Source organism: Peribacillus sp. TH16 (assembly GCF_016651095.1).
In the GTDB taxonomy this organism is placed as follows: domain Bacteria; phylum Bacillota; class Bacilli; order Bacillales; family DSM-1321; genus Peribacillus; species Peribacillus butanolivorans.
In genome coordinates this window covers 41421-56511 of the sequence record NZ_JAEKEM010000002.1, presented here as the reverse complement: position 1 = coordinate 56511, position 15091 = coordinate 41421, and the positions used below count along the sequence as shown (strand labels likewise).

The window sequence follows — 15091 nt, the reverse complement described above, 5'->3', positions numbered from 1 at the left end:
GACATTATTACGTAGAGTAGAAAAATTAAAGATTGAACTAAAGTAAGCGTAGCAGAAGGTTACTTTCTTTTGTGATAGATAAAAGGTGGATTTTCGATATATTGTATCCAATTATTTTAGGATTGGATACAATATCTTTTATTTTTACTATTGTAATCGTTTTATATAGTTGTTATAGTTAAAATTGTATCCAATGTTGAAAGGTGGAAGATAAATTGGATAATGCTAATAGAGATAAGTCAACAATCGTAAACAATGTAACAATAAGTCTTAGACAGGCAATTTTAAACGGGACACTGAAAAAAGGCGAGCGTTTAATTCAAGAGGAATGGGCTGAACGATTAGATGTAAGCAGAATGCCCATTCGAGAAGCGCTTACACAGCTTCAAATGGAAGGTTTAGTGGAAATGGTTCCACACAAAGGAGCTATCGTCACTCCAATAACCCGAGATGATATTGAAGAAATCTACCATACTAGGTCTCTTCTTGAAGGCCTAGCTGTTGAAAAGTCACTTCCCTATTTAACAAAAGAAGACAAAAAACAATTAGAGAAAATATTGATTGAAATGGAAGAGATTCAGTTATCCGATGTAACAAATGAACACTATATTCAATTGAATGCGGCTTTTCATGAAACCCTTCGAAAAGGTTGTCCATGGCCTAGGGTTCAAAAAATGGTAGAAACGCTAGGTATCTCGCCAATTGCGCCCAACTTGCTTATTGATTATTACCCTGAAACTCAGCGGGAACACAGGATGATTTATGAAGCAGCTTTACGAGGCGATCCTGCAGAACTTCGAGCATCTGTGGAATATCATATTTTACGAACAAAGAATAATTTAATCACGTGTATGGAGTTGCTAAAAAAACCATAAATAATAAGGAGTGGTAATTATGTATGATTTTGCAATTGTTGGTGGGGGAATTGTAGGTTTATCAACGGGAATGGCACTTTATAAGCGGTATCCTAATGCGAGAGTGGTAGTTATTGAAAAAGAGTCTGTTGTTGCAAATCATCAAACTGGTCATAACAGCGGTGTTATTCATTCCGGAATATATTATAAACCAGGAAGTTTTAAAGCACGATTTGCTCGCCAAGGAAGCAAATCAATGACGGAATTCTGTCAAACACATGGAATCGAACATGATATTTGTGGAAAGGTCATTGTTGCGACAAAGCAAGATGAGTTACCAATTCTTAATGATTTGTATACACGTGGTCTACAAAATGAATTGGCTATAAAAAAAATAAGTGTAGATGAATTAAAGGAAATCGAACCACATGTAAACGGACTTGGTGCGATTCGCGTCCCGCAAGCAGGTATTGTAAATTATCGTCAGGTCAGCGAAAAAATCGCCGATATTGTCAAAGAATATGGCGGTGAGATTAAGCTAAATACAAAAGTAGAAAAAATTAACGAGGAATCAGATAGTGTAACGATTGAGACGAACAACGGCACCCTAAAAGCACGATTGGTAATTAATTGTGCTGGGTTGCACAGTGACCGTATTGCAGCAGCAGCGGGGTACAAAACTGATATGAAAATTGTACCATTCCGTGGCGAGTATTTTAAGTTGATACCAGAAAAACGCCATCTCGTTAACCATTTAATTTATCCTGTTCCAAATCCAAAATTTCCGTTTTTAGGGGTCCATTTTACTCGGATGATTAGCGGAGAAGTAGATGCTGGTCCAAATGCTGTGTTAAGTTTTAAACGTGAAGGCTATAAAAAAACGGACTTCAATGCAAAAGATTTAACAGAAGTTTTAAGTTACAAAGGGTTCTGGAAACTCGCGAGTAAATTTATGAAAGAAGGGATGGATGAATATGTCCGTTCTTTTAGCAAGAAGCAATTTACGAAAAGCCTCCAGGAGTTAATTCCTGAAATTCAGGAAGATGATTTAATTCCGGCACCTGCAGGCGTTCGAGCGCAGGCTCTACAGGACGATGGGAATATGGTAGATGACTTTCATATTATAATGGGGAAACGTACTGTTCATGTATGTAACGCTCCGTCTCCTGCAGCTACAGCTTCTATTGAAATTGGAAAAGAGGTTGTTAACCGTATTCCAGAACAATCGCACTTATTGGAAGCAGCTTTAATAAAATAAATCATTTTTAGAAAGGAAGAAGCCTCATGTTTAATGGTAAAACAATATTTATTGCAGGTCACGCACGTTTACCCCAGGGAATGGCAGCAAAAAGTGTCTTTGAAACGTTAACCATTACTGCAGAAGTCGATGCTAAATATGGGGTTATACTAGAAGCTTCCTGTACATTGGCAACAGAACATGGACGTGAATTTATTGGACGCGTGTTAAAAGGGACTAGTTTAAATGATGGTGTTGATAATGCGATAGAATCTATTCAATCCTATTATCGGGGAAAGGCAACAAATGCGTTGATCGCTGCATTAAAAGACTTAGATCTCCATTTTCAGCAAATTAAGGCCGGGGAAAAACCAAAACAACCGAACTAGATTTTTGATTTAATTTATCTGAATAATAAGTAAAAAGAGTTGACATTAGAATACGCAAGTGTTTTAATTGAATTAAGCCAATATTATGACATTATCACCTTTTGTAAAATACCTTTTCAAAATCGTGAATAGATTATAATAATTGGAAACAGGAAACATAAATAATACATAAACTGCATATTCGCTGTGACTCTATTTGCATAGAGCAGTGAAGTGAATATAAGCCAGTTGTACAAGTAGAATCCTATTTTAGTAGGGAACTTGTGCGACTGGCTTTTTATATTTCCCGTTAACTCATTACCCTATTTTACAAATAACAGGAGGAATTATTCATGAGTATTGCAGAAAAAAAGAAAGCGAAGTTTGAAAAGAAAACTGAAAAATATGAGGTGAAAGTTCACCCGCAAACAGATCGTTTGTATCATATTGAAATCTCAAAAGAGGCAATTGCAAGTTTTTTAGAAGTAGTATTAAAGGATAATCAATCTGTACAACATTTGGAATATACACCATACGCACGTCGCATTGTCGCTTCTTACCTATTGGACCAAGTAGGAGAAGAGTTTGGCGAAGTACTTCGGAGCATTGTTCATGATCGAGAGTCTGGCGGATTCACTCTTGGTTTAGAAGGTGTCTCTGAAAATACTGATGAATATGTTATTTTCGCAACAGCGATTTCACATTTACTTGGAACTCCAAACCATGATGCAATGTCTGGAAAGTACTATGCACGTTTTAGTGTACAAGATACAGATAGCAGCGATTCATATCTACGTCAGGCATATCGTTTATTTACTCTTCATACAGACGGTACCTTTGTAGATGAGCCGACAGACTGGTTGCTTATGATGAAGACGATCGAAGAAAATGCCCGCGGAGGCGAATCACGTTTATTACACCTTGATGATTGGAAGGAACTTGATAAGTACGTCAATCACCCATTAGCAAATCAAAAATTTACGTATAAAGCTCCAAAAAGTAAAAATATTGATCAAGAAATTGAACGTTTAACTTTCTTTAATCATAATAACAAGCCGGGTGTTTGTTTTATCGATCAATTTGTTTATCCTGAGTCCATTGAACAAGCAAAATACCTACGTGATTTCTCTAAATCATTGGAAGCTGATGAAAGTGTAATTGAACTAGAACTTCCTGTTGGTGATTTGGTTGTCGTTAATAATATTTTTTGGCTTCACGGACGTGCTGCATTTGAAAAGGATCCAAACTTGAACCGAGAATTACTACGCCAGCGCGGACGTTTTAACCAATAAGTTTTACCTGTAAACCCTATCGTTTATCTCTATCCCCAAAAACCTTTTAAAGATAAATTCTTTTCCTGCCTTTCGGTTCGGAACGAGAATTTGTCTTTTTTTTCTCTGAATTCGAAACTGAAGTACGATTGCATACCGAAAAGAATGACCCTGGACAAAGGCCGGGGTCATTTAGTGGTAAATCAAAGATATTACTGTTGTCAATCGTCTATTTCTTGGGCACAGTTCATATTCTTAATCTATTTTATTTGTTTCGTGTATTTATATATCGAGCGCTAATACAAGAGGTTACATTTCTATAGCACCCTTCACGTCATACTTTTCTAAATCGATGTCTATTTCTCTATCAAGTGCAAGATTTGCCAGTTGAGAGCCGATATAAGGGCCCATTGTTAGACCGGAAGCACCTAGCCCATTAGCAACTATGATACCTTCCCAATCAGGTATGGGGCCAATTACTGGAAGGAAATCAGGAGTGAAGGGTCTGAACCCTACTCTTGCTTCAATAAACGTACTATCTGCCAAACCAGGAGCAGTATTTAATGCTTTATTAAAAACTTCCTGTAATCCTCCTGCGGTCATTCGATTATCGAATACTTCCATATTTTCATGTGTTGCCCCGGCTACGATTTTATTATCTTCGAAAGCCAACAAGTATTGGTCACTAGGCGGCATAACAACCGGCCAGTTATTTGTGTTTGTATCCGGCAACCCTAGATGAACAATTTGAGCTTTTTGAAAGCTGACTTGAAAATTGACTCCCAATGGTTCCAGTAATTGATGGGCCCATGCTCCTGCGCATACAATTACTTTATCGGCGGCAATGACCTCATCAGCAATTGTTACACCTGTTACCTGTGAATCGCTATATGTCAGAGCAGCCTCACCATACATAAGTTTCGCTCCGTTTTTTTGTGAAGCACGAAGTAATGAATCACGAAGTGCCCGTCCATCGACTCGTGCGGCTCCACTTATATGGACAGCAGCATATTCGCCGGAAAGAGGCGGAAATAGGGCATTCGTTTCCTCAGAAGTGAGCAAAGTAATATCCCCTATCTCAGGTGCATCTTCTTTTCGCTTTGTCGCTCGTTTCTGCATGGCCAGCAGTTTTTCTTCATCCGTATGTAAGCTGATAGCCCCTACTTGGGCATAGCCAGTCTCTGTTTCCCCGTCCCGTTCAAGCTCTTTAATTAGATTGGGATAAAAACGCGCACCATTTTTCGCGAGGTGATACCAATCTTTATTACGCCGTTGTGAAATCCATGGACACACGATGCCTGCCGCAGCGGCGGTGGCTTGTCCTCTATCTAGGCGATCAACAATGACAACATCGGCTCCCATTTTTACAAGCTGATAGGCCGTGGAGGCTCCTAAAATTCCTGCTCCCACTATAATGATTTTTTGCATGTTTAACATCTCATTTCTTTCATTTGTATAAAACCCTCTAGTATAACTATATCGAAGACGCCAAACGATTGCCACAATCGATATATTAATTGATTTTTCACATAGTTATTTTATCTGTAATGAATATGCTATGATTGAAACGGATCAGTTTGAAAAGATACTAGGAGGACATACCATGTTAAAAAAACAAATGGAAGCATACATATCAAAAACTTTAAGTGAAAACAAGCTGGAATTGTTTAAAGAAGAATTGGATTATGCAGAGAGACATAAGTTAATCCCTGACGATATTTCTATCGTAGAAAAAGAAAACACTTTCCGCTTTGCTGATGCTTATATCGAACGCAGTAATAAAGAAAGCGAAGAAATGATTTCTGAAGAAACTGCTGCATTTTTATCTCAACCAATTGAGTTTTTAAAAACAAATATAGAGGAATTCCTTTACTTTGAATCTTCATGGTTCGAACTAATCGGGGTTGAGGCACTTTCTTTGGAAGTTGATGATGTATTCAGTACTTATAACGCCATGTTCGGATTAAAATTTCAGAAAAAAATAGGAGATGCTATAAAAGCCTATTTAAATAAGGAGCTTCAAGGCGGTATCGGGTCATTCAGTTTGATGTTCAACCAAGGTGATGGGCTATGGGACGTGAATTTTGCCTTGAATAATGTTAAAGGATTTCGAGAAGACATGTCATTAGGAGAAGCTTTTAGTCTAATCTATAATTTTCTATTTATTCTTGTTGAAACAATCGAGGAAGATAAGTAAAGCGAAGAACCGCCATCATATAGTGATGGCGGTTCTTTTTCATTAAGTTAACTAGTAGTGATTACAATGGAATAAGCAAGCAAAATGACCTCTCTAATAGAATAATTTCTACACGAATTGAATTTGATGTAAGATTATCGTGTTGCTTTATACAGCAACTCAACTATTTAAAGAAAATAATAATTTGATTTTTATACCATTATCGATAAATCCAAGGATATTGATTAGAGGAACATCAGAGAACTCGTCGAATTAATAAATTATATAACTTTAGTTAATAGTTACTTCTATTAACTATTTGTTTGTAGAATATGATAACCAAACAGTCCCCATAAAAGGAATCCCATAACTACATGGCGTAAAATGTTTTTTCGTTATTAAAGAAGGAGGGAATCCAAGAAGAAAAGTGAATTCAATAGTTATATTGGAAGGAGAATTAGACTTGCTGAATGAATTGGAAGTTACTCAAGTTACCATTCCATTGCCTTTTAGGTTGGACCACGTTCATTGTTTTCTAGCAGAAGGTGAAAAAGGGTGGACAATTATTGATACAGGATTGAACAACAAAGTAACAAGGGATATATGGAATCCCATAATTGAAAAACACGATGTTAATGATATCGTACTTACTCATTATCATCCAGATCATTTCGGCTATGCTGGAACTTTACAAGCATTAACAGGTGCAGATGTTTGGATGACACAAGTGGATGAATTGGCGGGGACGACATATTGGGAGCCTGGTTCACTACAATTCCTTAAGGGCAATTATGATGCATGCGGTATTATAGATGATAAAGCATCTGCCTTGTCCAGTGATGAAATTAGCTTTATCACACAGGTAAAACCCTATCCTACTGTGAATAATCACCTTGAAGAAGGGATGAAAATATGTTTTGGCAAGTACGAATATGAAGTGATTTTGACACCAGGACATTCAGATGGGCTAATTACCCTATATAATAAGGAAAATAGTGTCCTTTTCTCAACAGATCATATTTTACCTAGGATTTCACCAAATATCTCGTATTGGTTTCGAGGCATCAACAATCCATTAGAAGCGTTTCTTACTTCATTGAAAAAAATACAAAAGCTAGACGTTGAATATGTCATCCCTTCACATGGAACACCTTTTAAAAATGCCAATAAAAGAATTGTGGAATTATTGGATCACCATCAAGATCGATTAAATGAAGTTTATGAAAACATGAAAGAGCCGATAACAGTAAATGCCTCGTGCAATGTCCTTTTTAAAAATTTATCAATCCACGAATCACGGTTTGCGGTGGGTGAAACATTGGCACACCTTGAATACCTCTATTCCAACGACCAATGCAGTAAATTCAAACGTGAAGGCATATGGTATTATCAATCCATTTAATTTTTCTTCCTAGTTTTGATTTTAAAAATTTAATTTGGTTTATACAAGCTCATACACATGAGCTTTCAGACTGTAGACAAACTCGATGAAAATCGAGTTTGTCTACAGTTTTTTTGAGGGGTTGTAAAAATTCGAACGTTGATTGGAACGTAGGGCACTCGCTTTCCGCGGGCGGTCAGGGAGCCTCCTCGGCGCCTTTGCGCCTGTGGGGTCTCCCTTGGACACGCTTTTCCCGGAGTCTCGCACTTTCCGTTCCAATCAACTTTGTTTTAACAATTAGAAATAAACACTTTTGCCTACAGTCTTTTTTGTTTTAATATAGGAGTATTAAAACTTGATGTGATGACAATGCTTTCGAAACATAATTCTATTCAGCGAGATCAACTTGAAATGATTACTTTGGATCAACTGGTGCCAGCGAACCATTTGGTTCGTAAAATTGAGGGGGCCATTGACTTCACTTTCATTTCTTTTCGTATCGAAGGAAATAGAAGAGGAGACTTCGACAAAAAAAACGCCTATCAACAAAATAGGCGGTGGTTTAGTACTTTTACAACTATTTACTTACTCTTATTTGTCCCTTTACTTCATTTAGAATATTTTCAAGGGACGTGACGATTCCTTTGTCGTCCTTATAGCTAATATGCATTGGCTGGAAACGAACGGGAGAATCTAAACCAGCGGCTGCTGATATTCGGAATAGTCCTTTTCTTAGGGTAACGAGAAAATTTACGACCCGGTATTTCTTTTCATCAATGACTAGTGCCTGTTGCAATTCTGGATCAGTCGTTGCAACCCCGACAGGACAAGCATTGGATTGACATTTCATAGTCTGTATACATCCGATTGAAATCATGAAACCACGAGCTATATTGACAAGATCGGCTCCCATAGCTAAAGCGATGGCAATTCGGTCAGGAGTGAACAGCTTACCAGAGGCAATGATTTTTACCTGATCTCGGACGCCATATTTTTCAAGAGTTGAAACTAGGATTGGTAAAGCTGATTTGATAGGCAACCCTACGCTATCAATCAATTCTTGATAAGAAGCACCTGTGCCTCCTTCTCCGCCATCCAATGTTATGAAATCTGGACCTTTTCCAGTATCTTTCATATATTTGGCAAGTTTTTCAACACTATCATTTCCACCGATAACCATTTTAATACCAACCGGTATGCCTGTATGGTTTCGGATTTTGTCAACGAAGTCACACATTGATTCTACATCATGAAATTGATGAAATCGATTCGGACTATCGATTGATTTGTAAGCCTCAACCTTTCGAATCTCTGCAATTTCAGGATTTACTTTTTCAGCATCGATATGACCTCCGCGAGTTTTTGCCCCTTGGGCTAATTTAACCTCAAAGGCTTTGATTTCTGGAATTTCACTTTTTCTTTTTAACTCATCCCAATCCATTTCGCCGATACTATCTCGAACTCCAAACATGGCTGGTCCGATTTGCATAATAATATCGACCCCTCCTATTAAATGATAAGGGGAAAGGCCACCTTCTCCTGTATTCATCCATGTGCCTTTTGCTAAAGCTAATCCTTCAGACAGAGCAGTGATAGCATTCTTCCCCAATGATCCATAACTCATAGCAGACATCCCGATAAGTCCTTTTAATTTAAAGGGATTTTTTGTGTTCGGACCAATAATCACAGCATCCTCATCATCCAATAAATAGGCATTGGATTCTTCATCTCCCCATGTTTCTTCTCGTTGTGAGAAAAGCGGATCCTTCATAAGGACGTATCTTTTAGTCATCACTTTTGTTTCTCGGTCGTATTTTTCTTCTTCAGCCAATTTTGGGAACATACTATTCCTTACAAAGAATCCTTCTTCATCGAAATCTCGTTTTGAACCAAAACCAATGACATCCCGTAAATATTTTGAGCTTTTTACCATGTGTTCATAGTCATCTCGAGAAAAAGGTTTTCCCTCATTATCACTGTTGAACCAGTATTGACGCATTTCAGGACCTATCTTTTCTAAAAAGTAACGAACCCTTCCCAGCACTGGATAATTCCTTAGAATCGCATGATGTTTCTGCCTACGATCAAAGAAAATCATATAGATTAATAAAAGAACTATTACAATGAAAATTAAGAAAATAATAGAAAATCCAAGAATAATTAAAATATTGGCGATGCTATTCATCCTAGCCCTCCTGTATGCAAAGAATCATGTATTGTTAATCTACTCGGTACTTCGATTATTTATACAAAAATTTACTTCAGACTCTTAAACAGGAAAGGAACATAATTAGATTGAAGGTACAACTTTATCACTCAATAATAATCAAACTTTCCGCTGCATTTGTTTGACCCAAATGGCTAATTGTAAGGTTATTGCATCATTTAGCTCCTGAGGGTTATAACCGGTGATTTCCTTTATTTTTTTGATTCTGTAAATAAGAGAATTACGGTGAATGTACATACTTTTTGCACATTCGCCGATATTTAAGTTACTAAGGAAAAATTGTTGGAGTGTTTCAATCAGTTTTTCAGATAAGCTCCCCAATATTCTTTCTTGAAATTGTTGTTTCGTTCGATCATCTATTCGGTCCAAAAGGGCTTTGGTTTCCACTTCTGTATATGTAGTTAAAGACTGATTGTCGTCGCCGAGTAGCAGGGCTGATTCGGCTTCGTGGAATGAGTGACATATATATAATTCGGATTCCGCCAATGAACCCATCCCAACCCGCAAAGAAAATCTTTTTGCGATTAATTGATGGATAGCTGTATTCATTTTTTGCTTCATTAAATTTTCAGTAAGGGTAGAAGTTAGTATGAAAACTCGATTAACGTTTAAGAATCCAATAAGGGTGTGTTGTGTATCGAAAACATTTTCTAATAGTTGGATCACCTCATTCTTTTTTAACGGATTCAATTTTATTTCCAAAATACCTACTTGAAAAGGAGGTTCTAATTTCATTCCAATCAGGTTGAGTCGCTGATCTATTGAATTTTGATTAATCGTTTCCTTAAGTAAGTCTTCAAAAACGAGTTCCTTCAAATGCTGTTTCCACTCGAGTTGTTCTGCCATAAATGATTGATTAAGCATCATTTCTGTAATCATTTTCACTAATTCTCCAAACTCCTTGAGTTCTGCGGGGTCTCCTGTGATTCCTATAACACCAATAATTACTTTCTGGAACTCTATGGGTAAATTAATACCAGGAAGTACGCCCAGCCAATGATGGCGATCCTGTTCATGAATAATTAAAGGTTTACTGGTTTTAAGTACCTCTATTGCTCCAAAATGCGCTTGGTTAATACGATCAGGATTCCCTGAAGCAATAATGATTCCTTTCTCATCCATAATATTGATATTTCGATTGAGTCTAATAGTTGTTTGTTTAACAATTTCCCTAACGATTTCTTGAGTTAGCATATAAATCATCCTTAAATAGTTTTTTAGGTAGTTTTACTGCTGAGATAGAGTAAGTGTAGCTATTTTTATTAACTAACCTTTTAATTTTTATATAAGTGTTTTAAGGTAATACTCAAACCCGCTCTAATACTAGTAGTTTTATAAATTTAGATATTAATGAAAAAACAAACATAGGATAATTATTTCTATGTAGTATAGCCAAAAAAACTAAATATGTCATACTAATTTTTTGTATAGCTTGAACGATGATTAAAATATTTCTGAAGATTATAATAAACCTAATATTAAATTTATTCGTAGGGGGGCCTGACCATGAAAATTGTTATTGCACCAGATTCCTTTAAAGGAAGCTTGACAGCACTAGAGGCTTCGCAAGCAATAGACCGGGGAGTCAAAAAGGTATTGCCAGCAGCAGAGACACTACTAGTTCCCGTAGCGGATGGCGGCGAGGGTACAATGGATAGTCTTGTTGCTGCAACAAATGGTCGGAAAGTCGAAGTTACAGTAAAAGGACCATTACTTGATAGTGTGCAGGCTGCATATGGAATCTTGGGAGATCAGGAAACATGTGTGATTGAAATGGCAAGTGCATCAGGTTTATGTTTAGTCGAGTCAGATAAATTGAACCCATTGATAGCCACTACATATGGAACTGGCGAGCTCATTCAAAAAGCATTGAACGATGGATGTCGAAAATTTATTTTAGGAATTGGTGGAAGCGCTACCAATGATGGCGGAGTGGGAATGCTCCAGGCTTTAGGAATGAAAACATTAGATTTAGAAGGGAAATCGGTTGGATTCGGAGGGGCGGAATTATCACGAATTGTGGAAATAAATACACAAGATTTTGATTCAAGAATAGCAGAATGTGAGTTTATAATCGCATCAGATGTTCAAAATCCATTGGTCGGACCTGATGGGGCCTCTTCTGTATTTGGTCCACAAAAAGGGGCAACACCAGTCATGGTGGATCTTCTCGATAAAGCATTATCAATTTGGGCTGATTTGGTAGAAACCAAGACAGGTATTCGCTTGCATAATAAAGCAGGGGCTGGTGCTGCAGGCGGAATTGGCGGTGCATTCCAAGCCTTTTTCTCTGCCGAAACGAAAAGAGGCGTCGATATCGTTATTGAATATACCAAACTTGGAGAAAAACTCCTTGGAGCTCATTGTGTCTTTACTGGTGAAGGACAAATCGATTACCAAACTGCATCAGGTAAAACACCCATGGGGGTGGCAGAAGAAGCGAAAAAGCAAGGCATTCCTGTATTTGTCTTAGCTGGTTCAATTGGAACAGGTATTGACGTTTTATATAATCATGGAATTACTAGCATTCATAGTCTTGTAAACGCTCCCATGCCGTTACAAGAAGCTATGGAAAGAGGGGCTGAATTTTTAGAGGTTTCAGCTGAGCAAGTTATGCGCACTTTTTTAGCTTCTTTTAAAAAATAAAAAATAGGGAGTTATCATATGTTATTTATTGTTTTAGCCATCGGAGTTTTTTTGATTGTATTTGCAACAACTAAATTTAAGCTACATCCGTTCTTATCGCTTCTATTAGGAACCTTGTTTGTTGGGTTTGCTTCAGGAATGCCTCTAGAACAAATTGTAGAGAATATAAACGGGGGATTTGGCGGTTTGATGACAAGCATTGGGCTTGTCATCGTTTTTGGAACAATTATTGGAACTATTTTGGAAAAGGCAGGAGCAGCTTTACGAATGGCAGAGGTTGTACTGCGTATTGTCGGTCCAAAAAGACCGCAGCTAGCGATGAGTTTGATTGGCTTTATTGTATCCATACCTGTTTTTTGTGATTCTGGATTCGTAATTCTATCCAGCTTAAGAAAAGCCTTGGCAAAACGGGCAAAAGTAGCTGTTGCTTCAATGTCAGTTGCGCTTGCAACTGGTTTGTATGCAACGCATACGCTTGTGCCGCCTACTCCCGGTCCAATTGCAGCAGCAGGAAATATAGGAGCAGATGGATATTTAGGAACTGTCATTTTAATAGGGCTTATTACCGCTATTCCTGCGGCACTTGCTGGATATTTATGGTCAATAAAAGTGGCCAGCAAAATAGAGGTAGAAGATGATCGAAATGATTTGGACTACGATTATGATGAGATTGTTCGTTCATTTGGGAAAATGCCATCTGCTTTTCAATCCTTTTTACCGATTGTTTTACCAATCGTCCTAATTGGAGTTAGTTCGGTATTAAATCTGATTGGAACAGAAGGAAGTATCGCTTCATTTTTCATTTTCTTAGGCCAGCCTGTGATTGCATTGCTTGTAGGTGTTATCTCAGCACTCACCTTGCTACCAAAATATGATGAAGAAACGTTAACAAATTGGATTGCGACAGCCTTATTAGATGCAGCCCCAATTTTATTAATTACAGGAGCAGGCGGGGCTTTTGGAACAGTCATTAAAAATACAGGTATCGCTGACATCATTCAAGGTTGGGATCTTGGAAGCATCTTTAGTGGAGCTTTGTTCCTGTTAGTTCCATTCCTTATTGCAGCTGGTTTGAAAACAGCTCAGGGGTCATCCACAGCATCATTAGTCATTACATCATCACTGATTGCACCAATGCTACCAACACTAGGTATTGAGGGTGCTGTCCCACTTGCACTGGTTGTTATGGCTGTTGGAGCAGGTGCGATGACTGTTAGCCATGTAAATGATAGCTTCTTCTGGGTAGTCACCCAACTTAGTGGAATGAAAGTAACGGATGCCTACAAAGCACAAACGATGGCAACATTGCTCCAGGGCGTAGTTACGATAATTACCACGATGATTTTATGGGTCATTCTTGTAAGATTTTAATAACGAAATGCAGAGAGGCGGAAACCGCTTCTCTTTTTTGTGATTCTAAAATTTCCATACACTAAATCCTTTTTCAGAAAATATTTACATTTTTTGTTGGTGTAGGAACTATAATAGTGTATGATACATAGTATAAAGTATAGTGTACGTCACATAGTATAGAGAAGAGGTGAGTGGGTGAGCACTTTATTGAATTCATTAACAACAGAGCTTCGCAGAGGAACTTTGACGTTAGCAGTTCTAAGTCAGCTCAAAAAACCCCAATATGGTTATTCGCTTGTCCAACGATTAGAGAAGTCGGGAATTACCATTGATCAAAGTACATTATATCCATTGCTTCGACGCCTGGAAAAACAGGAATTGGTGACTAGTAGCTGGGATACTACAGAGAGCAGACCGCGTAAGTATTATATTTTAAGCGATTATGGAAACGAAATTTTCATTCAACTAAAGAAGGAATGGGAAAAAACATCTCAGGAGCTTTATATTTTATTAAAAGGAGAGGAAGACGATGGAACTGATTGAACTTTATATTCAGGAAGTTACCCGCAGACTACCAGAGAAAAACCGAGAGGATATTGCGCTTGAGCTTCAGTCTACAATCGAAGATATGCTTCCAGACGATTATACCGAGCAAGACGTGAAAGAGGTCCTTTTAAAATTAGGAGATCCGGTTACACTGGCAAGTGGTTATCGAGATCGGCCGATGCACTTGATTGGACCACGTTATTATGATGTATATATCAGTCTATTAAAAATGATTTTACCAATCGCAGCCGTAATTTCCTTGATTGCACTTATAGGAGAAAATGTGTTTGGAGATATTGGTGAAAAAACGATTATAGAAGTAGTTATCATGTTAATAGGAAAAGGGATAGCAGGGATCATCAGTACAGGTATCCAAGTGTTTTTTTGGTTAACGCTTTTATTTGCCATTTTAGAACGCACAGATACTTCAAAGGATCAGATGCCTTTAACAAAAAGTTTGAAACGATGGACTCCAGAGGATTTAAAACATATTCCGAACATTTCTAAGAAAAAAGTAATTCCTAAGATTGAGATTTTCGGAAGTTTGTTAGCTATCTCAATATTCGCTGTCGTTTATTTCAACGCAGCCAACCTCTTAGGTGTCTATGAAGGAAGAAATAACGGCCTTATTTTTGTGACACCCTCTTTTAATCAAGAGGTCTTGAATTCCTATTGGCCGCTGATTTTTTGCATCATTATCTTGGGTGTCATCTTGGCTATTTACAAGTTACTCGTAGGACAATGGACGCTAAAACTTGCCTTGATCAATGCCATTTATCAGCTACTATCCACTATAACATTTATCATCATCATCAGTAATCCGAATTTATTCACCCACGAATTCATTACGTATATCTCGAATCTATTTTCTATCAATGAATGGAAAAGCTCGATTTACTGGGGAGTCATACTAATCGATGTATTTTTTACAGTCTTGGAATCCTATAAAGGCTTTCGAAAAGCAAAAATCCGTTAATACACAGCATACTTGCTGTGCTTTATTAGAAGTGAGGTTCCGCGCCATACACAAAT

Annotated in this window: 13 protein-coding genes; 10 read left to right on the top strand and 3 right to left on the bottom strand. The window is 37.6% G+C overall.

Annotation, left to right across the window (positions count from 1 at the left end; genetic code table 11):
• Window positions 1-215: 215 nt before the first annotated feature.
• The 4 genes from JFV29_RS00255 (at window position 216) to glaH (ending at window position 3751) form a co-directional block, all read left to right on the top strand.
• The gene (locus JFV29_RS00255; protein ID WP_201180523.1) at window positions 216-875 is read left to right on the top strand and encodes a GntR family transcriptional regulator; all 660 of its coding nucleotides are present in this window, start codon (window positions 216-218) and stop codon (window positions 873-875) included.
• A 19-nt stretch (window positions 876-894) separates the two neighbouring features.
• Entirely contained in the window at window positions 895-2112 is a 1218-nt protein-coding gene (gene lhgO / locus JFV29_RS00250) for an L-2-hydroxyglutarate oxidase (RefSeq protein WP_201180522.1), read from the top strand.
• Between the two features lie 26 nt (window positions 2113-2138).
• Window positions 2139-2480 (top strand): DUF3870 domain-containing protein, encoded by a 342-nt coding sequence (locus JFV29_RS00245; RefSeq protein ID WP_057213787.1) that lies wholly within the window; start codon window positions 2139-2141, stop codon window positions 2478-2480.
• A 332-nt stretch (window positions 2481-2812) separates the two neighbouring features.
• Window positions 2813-3751, top strand: a complete 939-nt coding sequence (glaH, locus tag JFV29_RS00240) for a glutarate dioxygenase GlaH (protein ID WP_201180521.1) — start codon at window positions 2813-2815, stop codon at window positions 3749-3751.
• A 288-nt stretch (window positions 3752-4039) separates the two neighbouring features.
• Here the strand turns inward: glaH and JFV29_RS00235 are convergent, their stop codons facing one another.
• Complete coding sequence (locus JFV29_RS00235) at window positions 4040-5158, bottom strand: NAD(P)/FAD-dependent oxidoreductase (RefSeq protein WP_201180520.1); 1119 nt, start codon at window positions 5156-5158, stop codon at window positions 4040-4042.
• A 175-nt stretch (window positions 5159-5333) separates the two neighbouring features.
• Between JFV29_RS00235 and JFV29_RS00230 the strand changes: the two genes are divergently transcribed.
• Window positions 5334-5927, top strand: coding sequence for a branched-chain amino acid aminotransferase (locus tag JFV29_RS00230; protein WP_190269573.1), 594 nt, complete (start codon window positions 5334-5336; stop codon window positions 5925-5927).
• Between the two features lie 406 nt (window positions 5928-6333).
• Entirely contained in the window at window positions 6334-7308 is a 975-nt protein-coding gene (locus tag JFV29_RS00225; RefSeq protein ID WP_342366462.1) for an MBL fold metallo-hydrolase, read from the top strand.
• 556 nt (window positions 7309-7864) lie between these two features.
• Here the strand turns inward: JFV29_RS00225 and JFV29_RS00220 are convergent.
• Together JFV29_RS00220 and JFV29_RS00215 are read right to left on the bottom strand one after the other, a co-directional pair.
• The gene (locus JFV29_RS00220; protein WP_201180519.1) at window positions 7865-9472 is read right to left on the bottom strand and encodes an FMN-binding glutamate synthase family protein; all 1608 of its coding nucleotides are present in this window, start codon (window positions 9470-9472) and stop codon (window positions 7865-7867) included.
• Between the two features lie 141 nt (window positions 9473-9613).
• Window positions 9614-10708 carry a CdaR family transcriptional regulator gene (locus tag JFV29_RS00215; protein ID WP_201180518.1) on the bottom strand — a complete coding sequence of 365 codons (1095 nt, stop codon included), beginning with the start codon at window positions 10706-10708 and terminating at the stop codon, window positions 9614-9616.
• A gap of 312 nt (window positions 10709-11020) precedes the next feature.
• Here JFV29_RS00215 and JFV29_RS00210 point away from each other — a divergent pair, with 312 nt between their 5' ends.
• The 4 genes from JFV29_RS00210 (at window position 11021) to JFV29_RS00195 (ending at window position 15035) form a co-directional block, all read left to right on the top strand.
• Window positions 11021-12160, top strand: a complete 1140-nt coding sequence (locus JFV29_RS00210; protein WP_201180516.1) for a glycerate kinase — start codon at window positions 11021-11023, stop codon at window positions 12158-12160.
• Window positions 12161-12178: 18 nt separating this feature from the next.
• Complete coding sequence (locus JFV29_RS00205; protein ID WP_201180515.1) at window positions 12179-13531, top strand: GntP family permease; 1353 nt, start codon at window positions 12179-12181, stop codon at window positions 13529-13531.
• A 177-nt stretch (window positions 13532-13708) separates the two neighbouring features.
• A complete protein-coding gene (locus JFV29_RS00200; RefSeq protein ID WP_201180513.1) occupies window positions 13709-14056 on the top strand; it encodes a PadR family transcriptional regulator in 348 nt (115 codons plus the stop codon).
• Complete coding sequence (locus tag JFV29_RS00195; protein WP_056519546.1) at window positions 14043-15035, top strand: HAAS signaling domain-containing protein; 993 nt, start codon at window positions 14043-14045, stop codon at window positions 15033-15035. Before JFV29_RS00200 ends, JFV29_RS00195 begins: the two co-directional genes overlap by 14 nt.
• The last annotated feature ends 56 nt before the right edge of the window (window positions 15036-15091 follow it).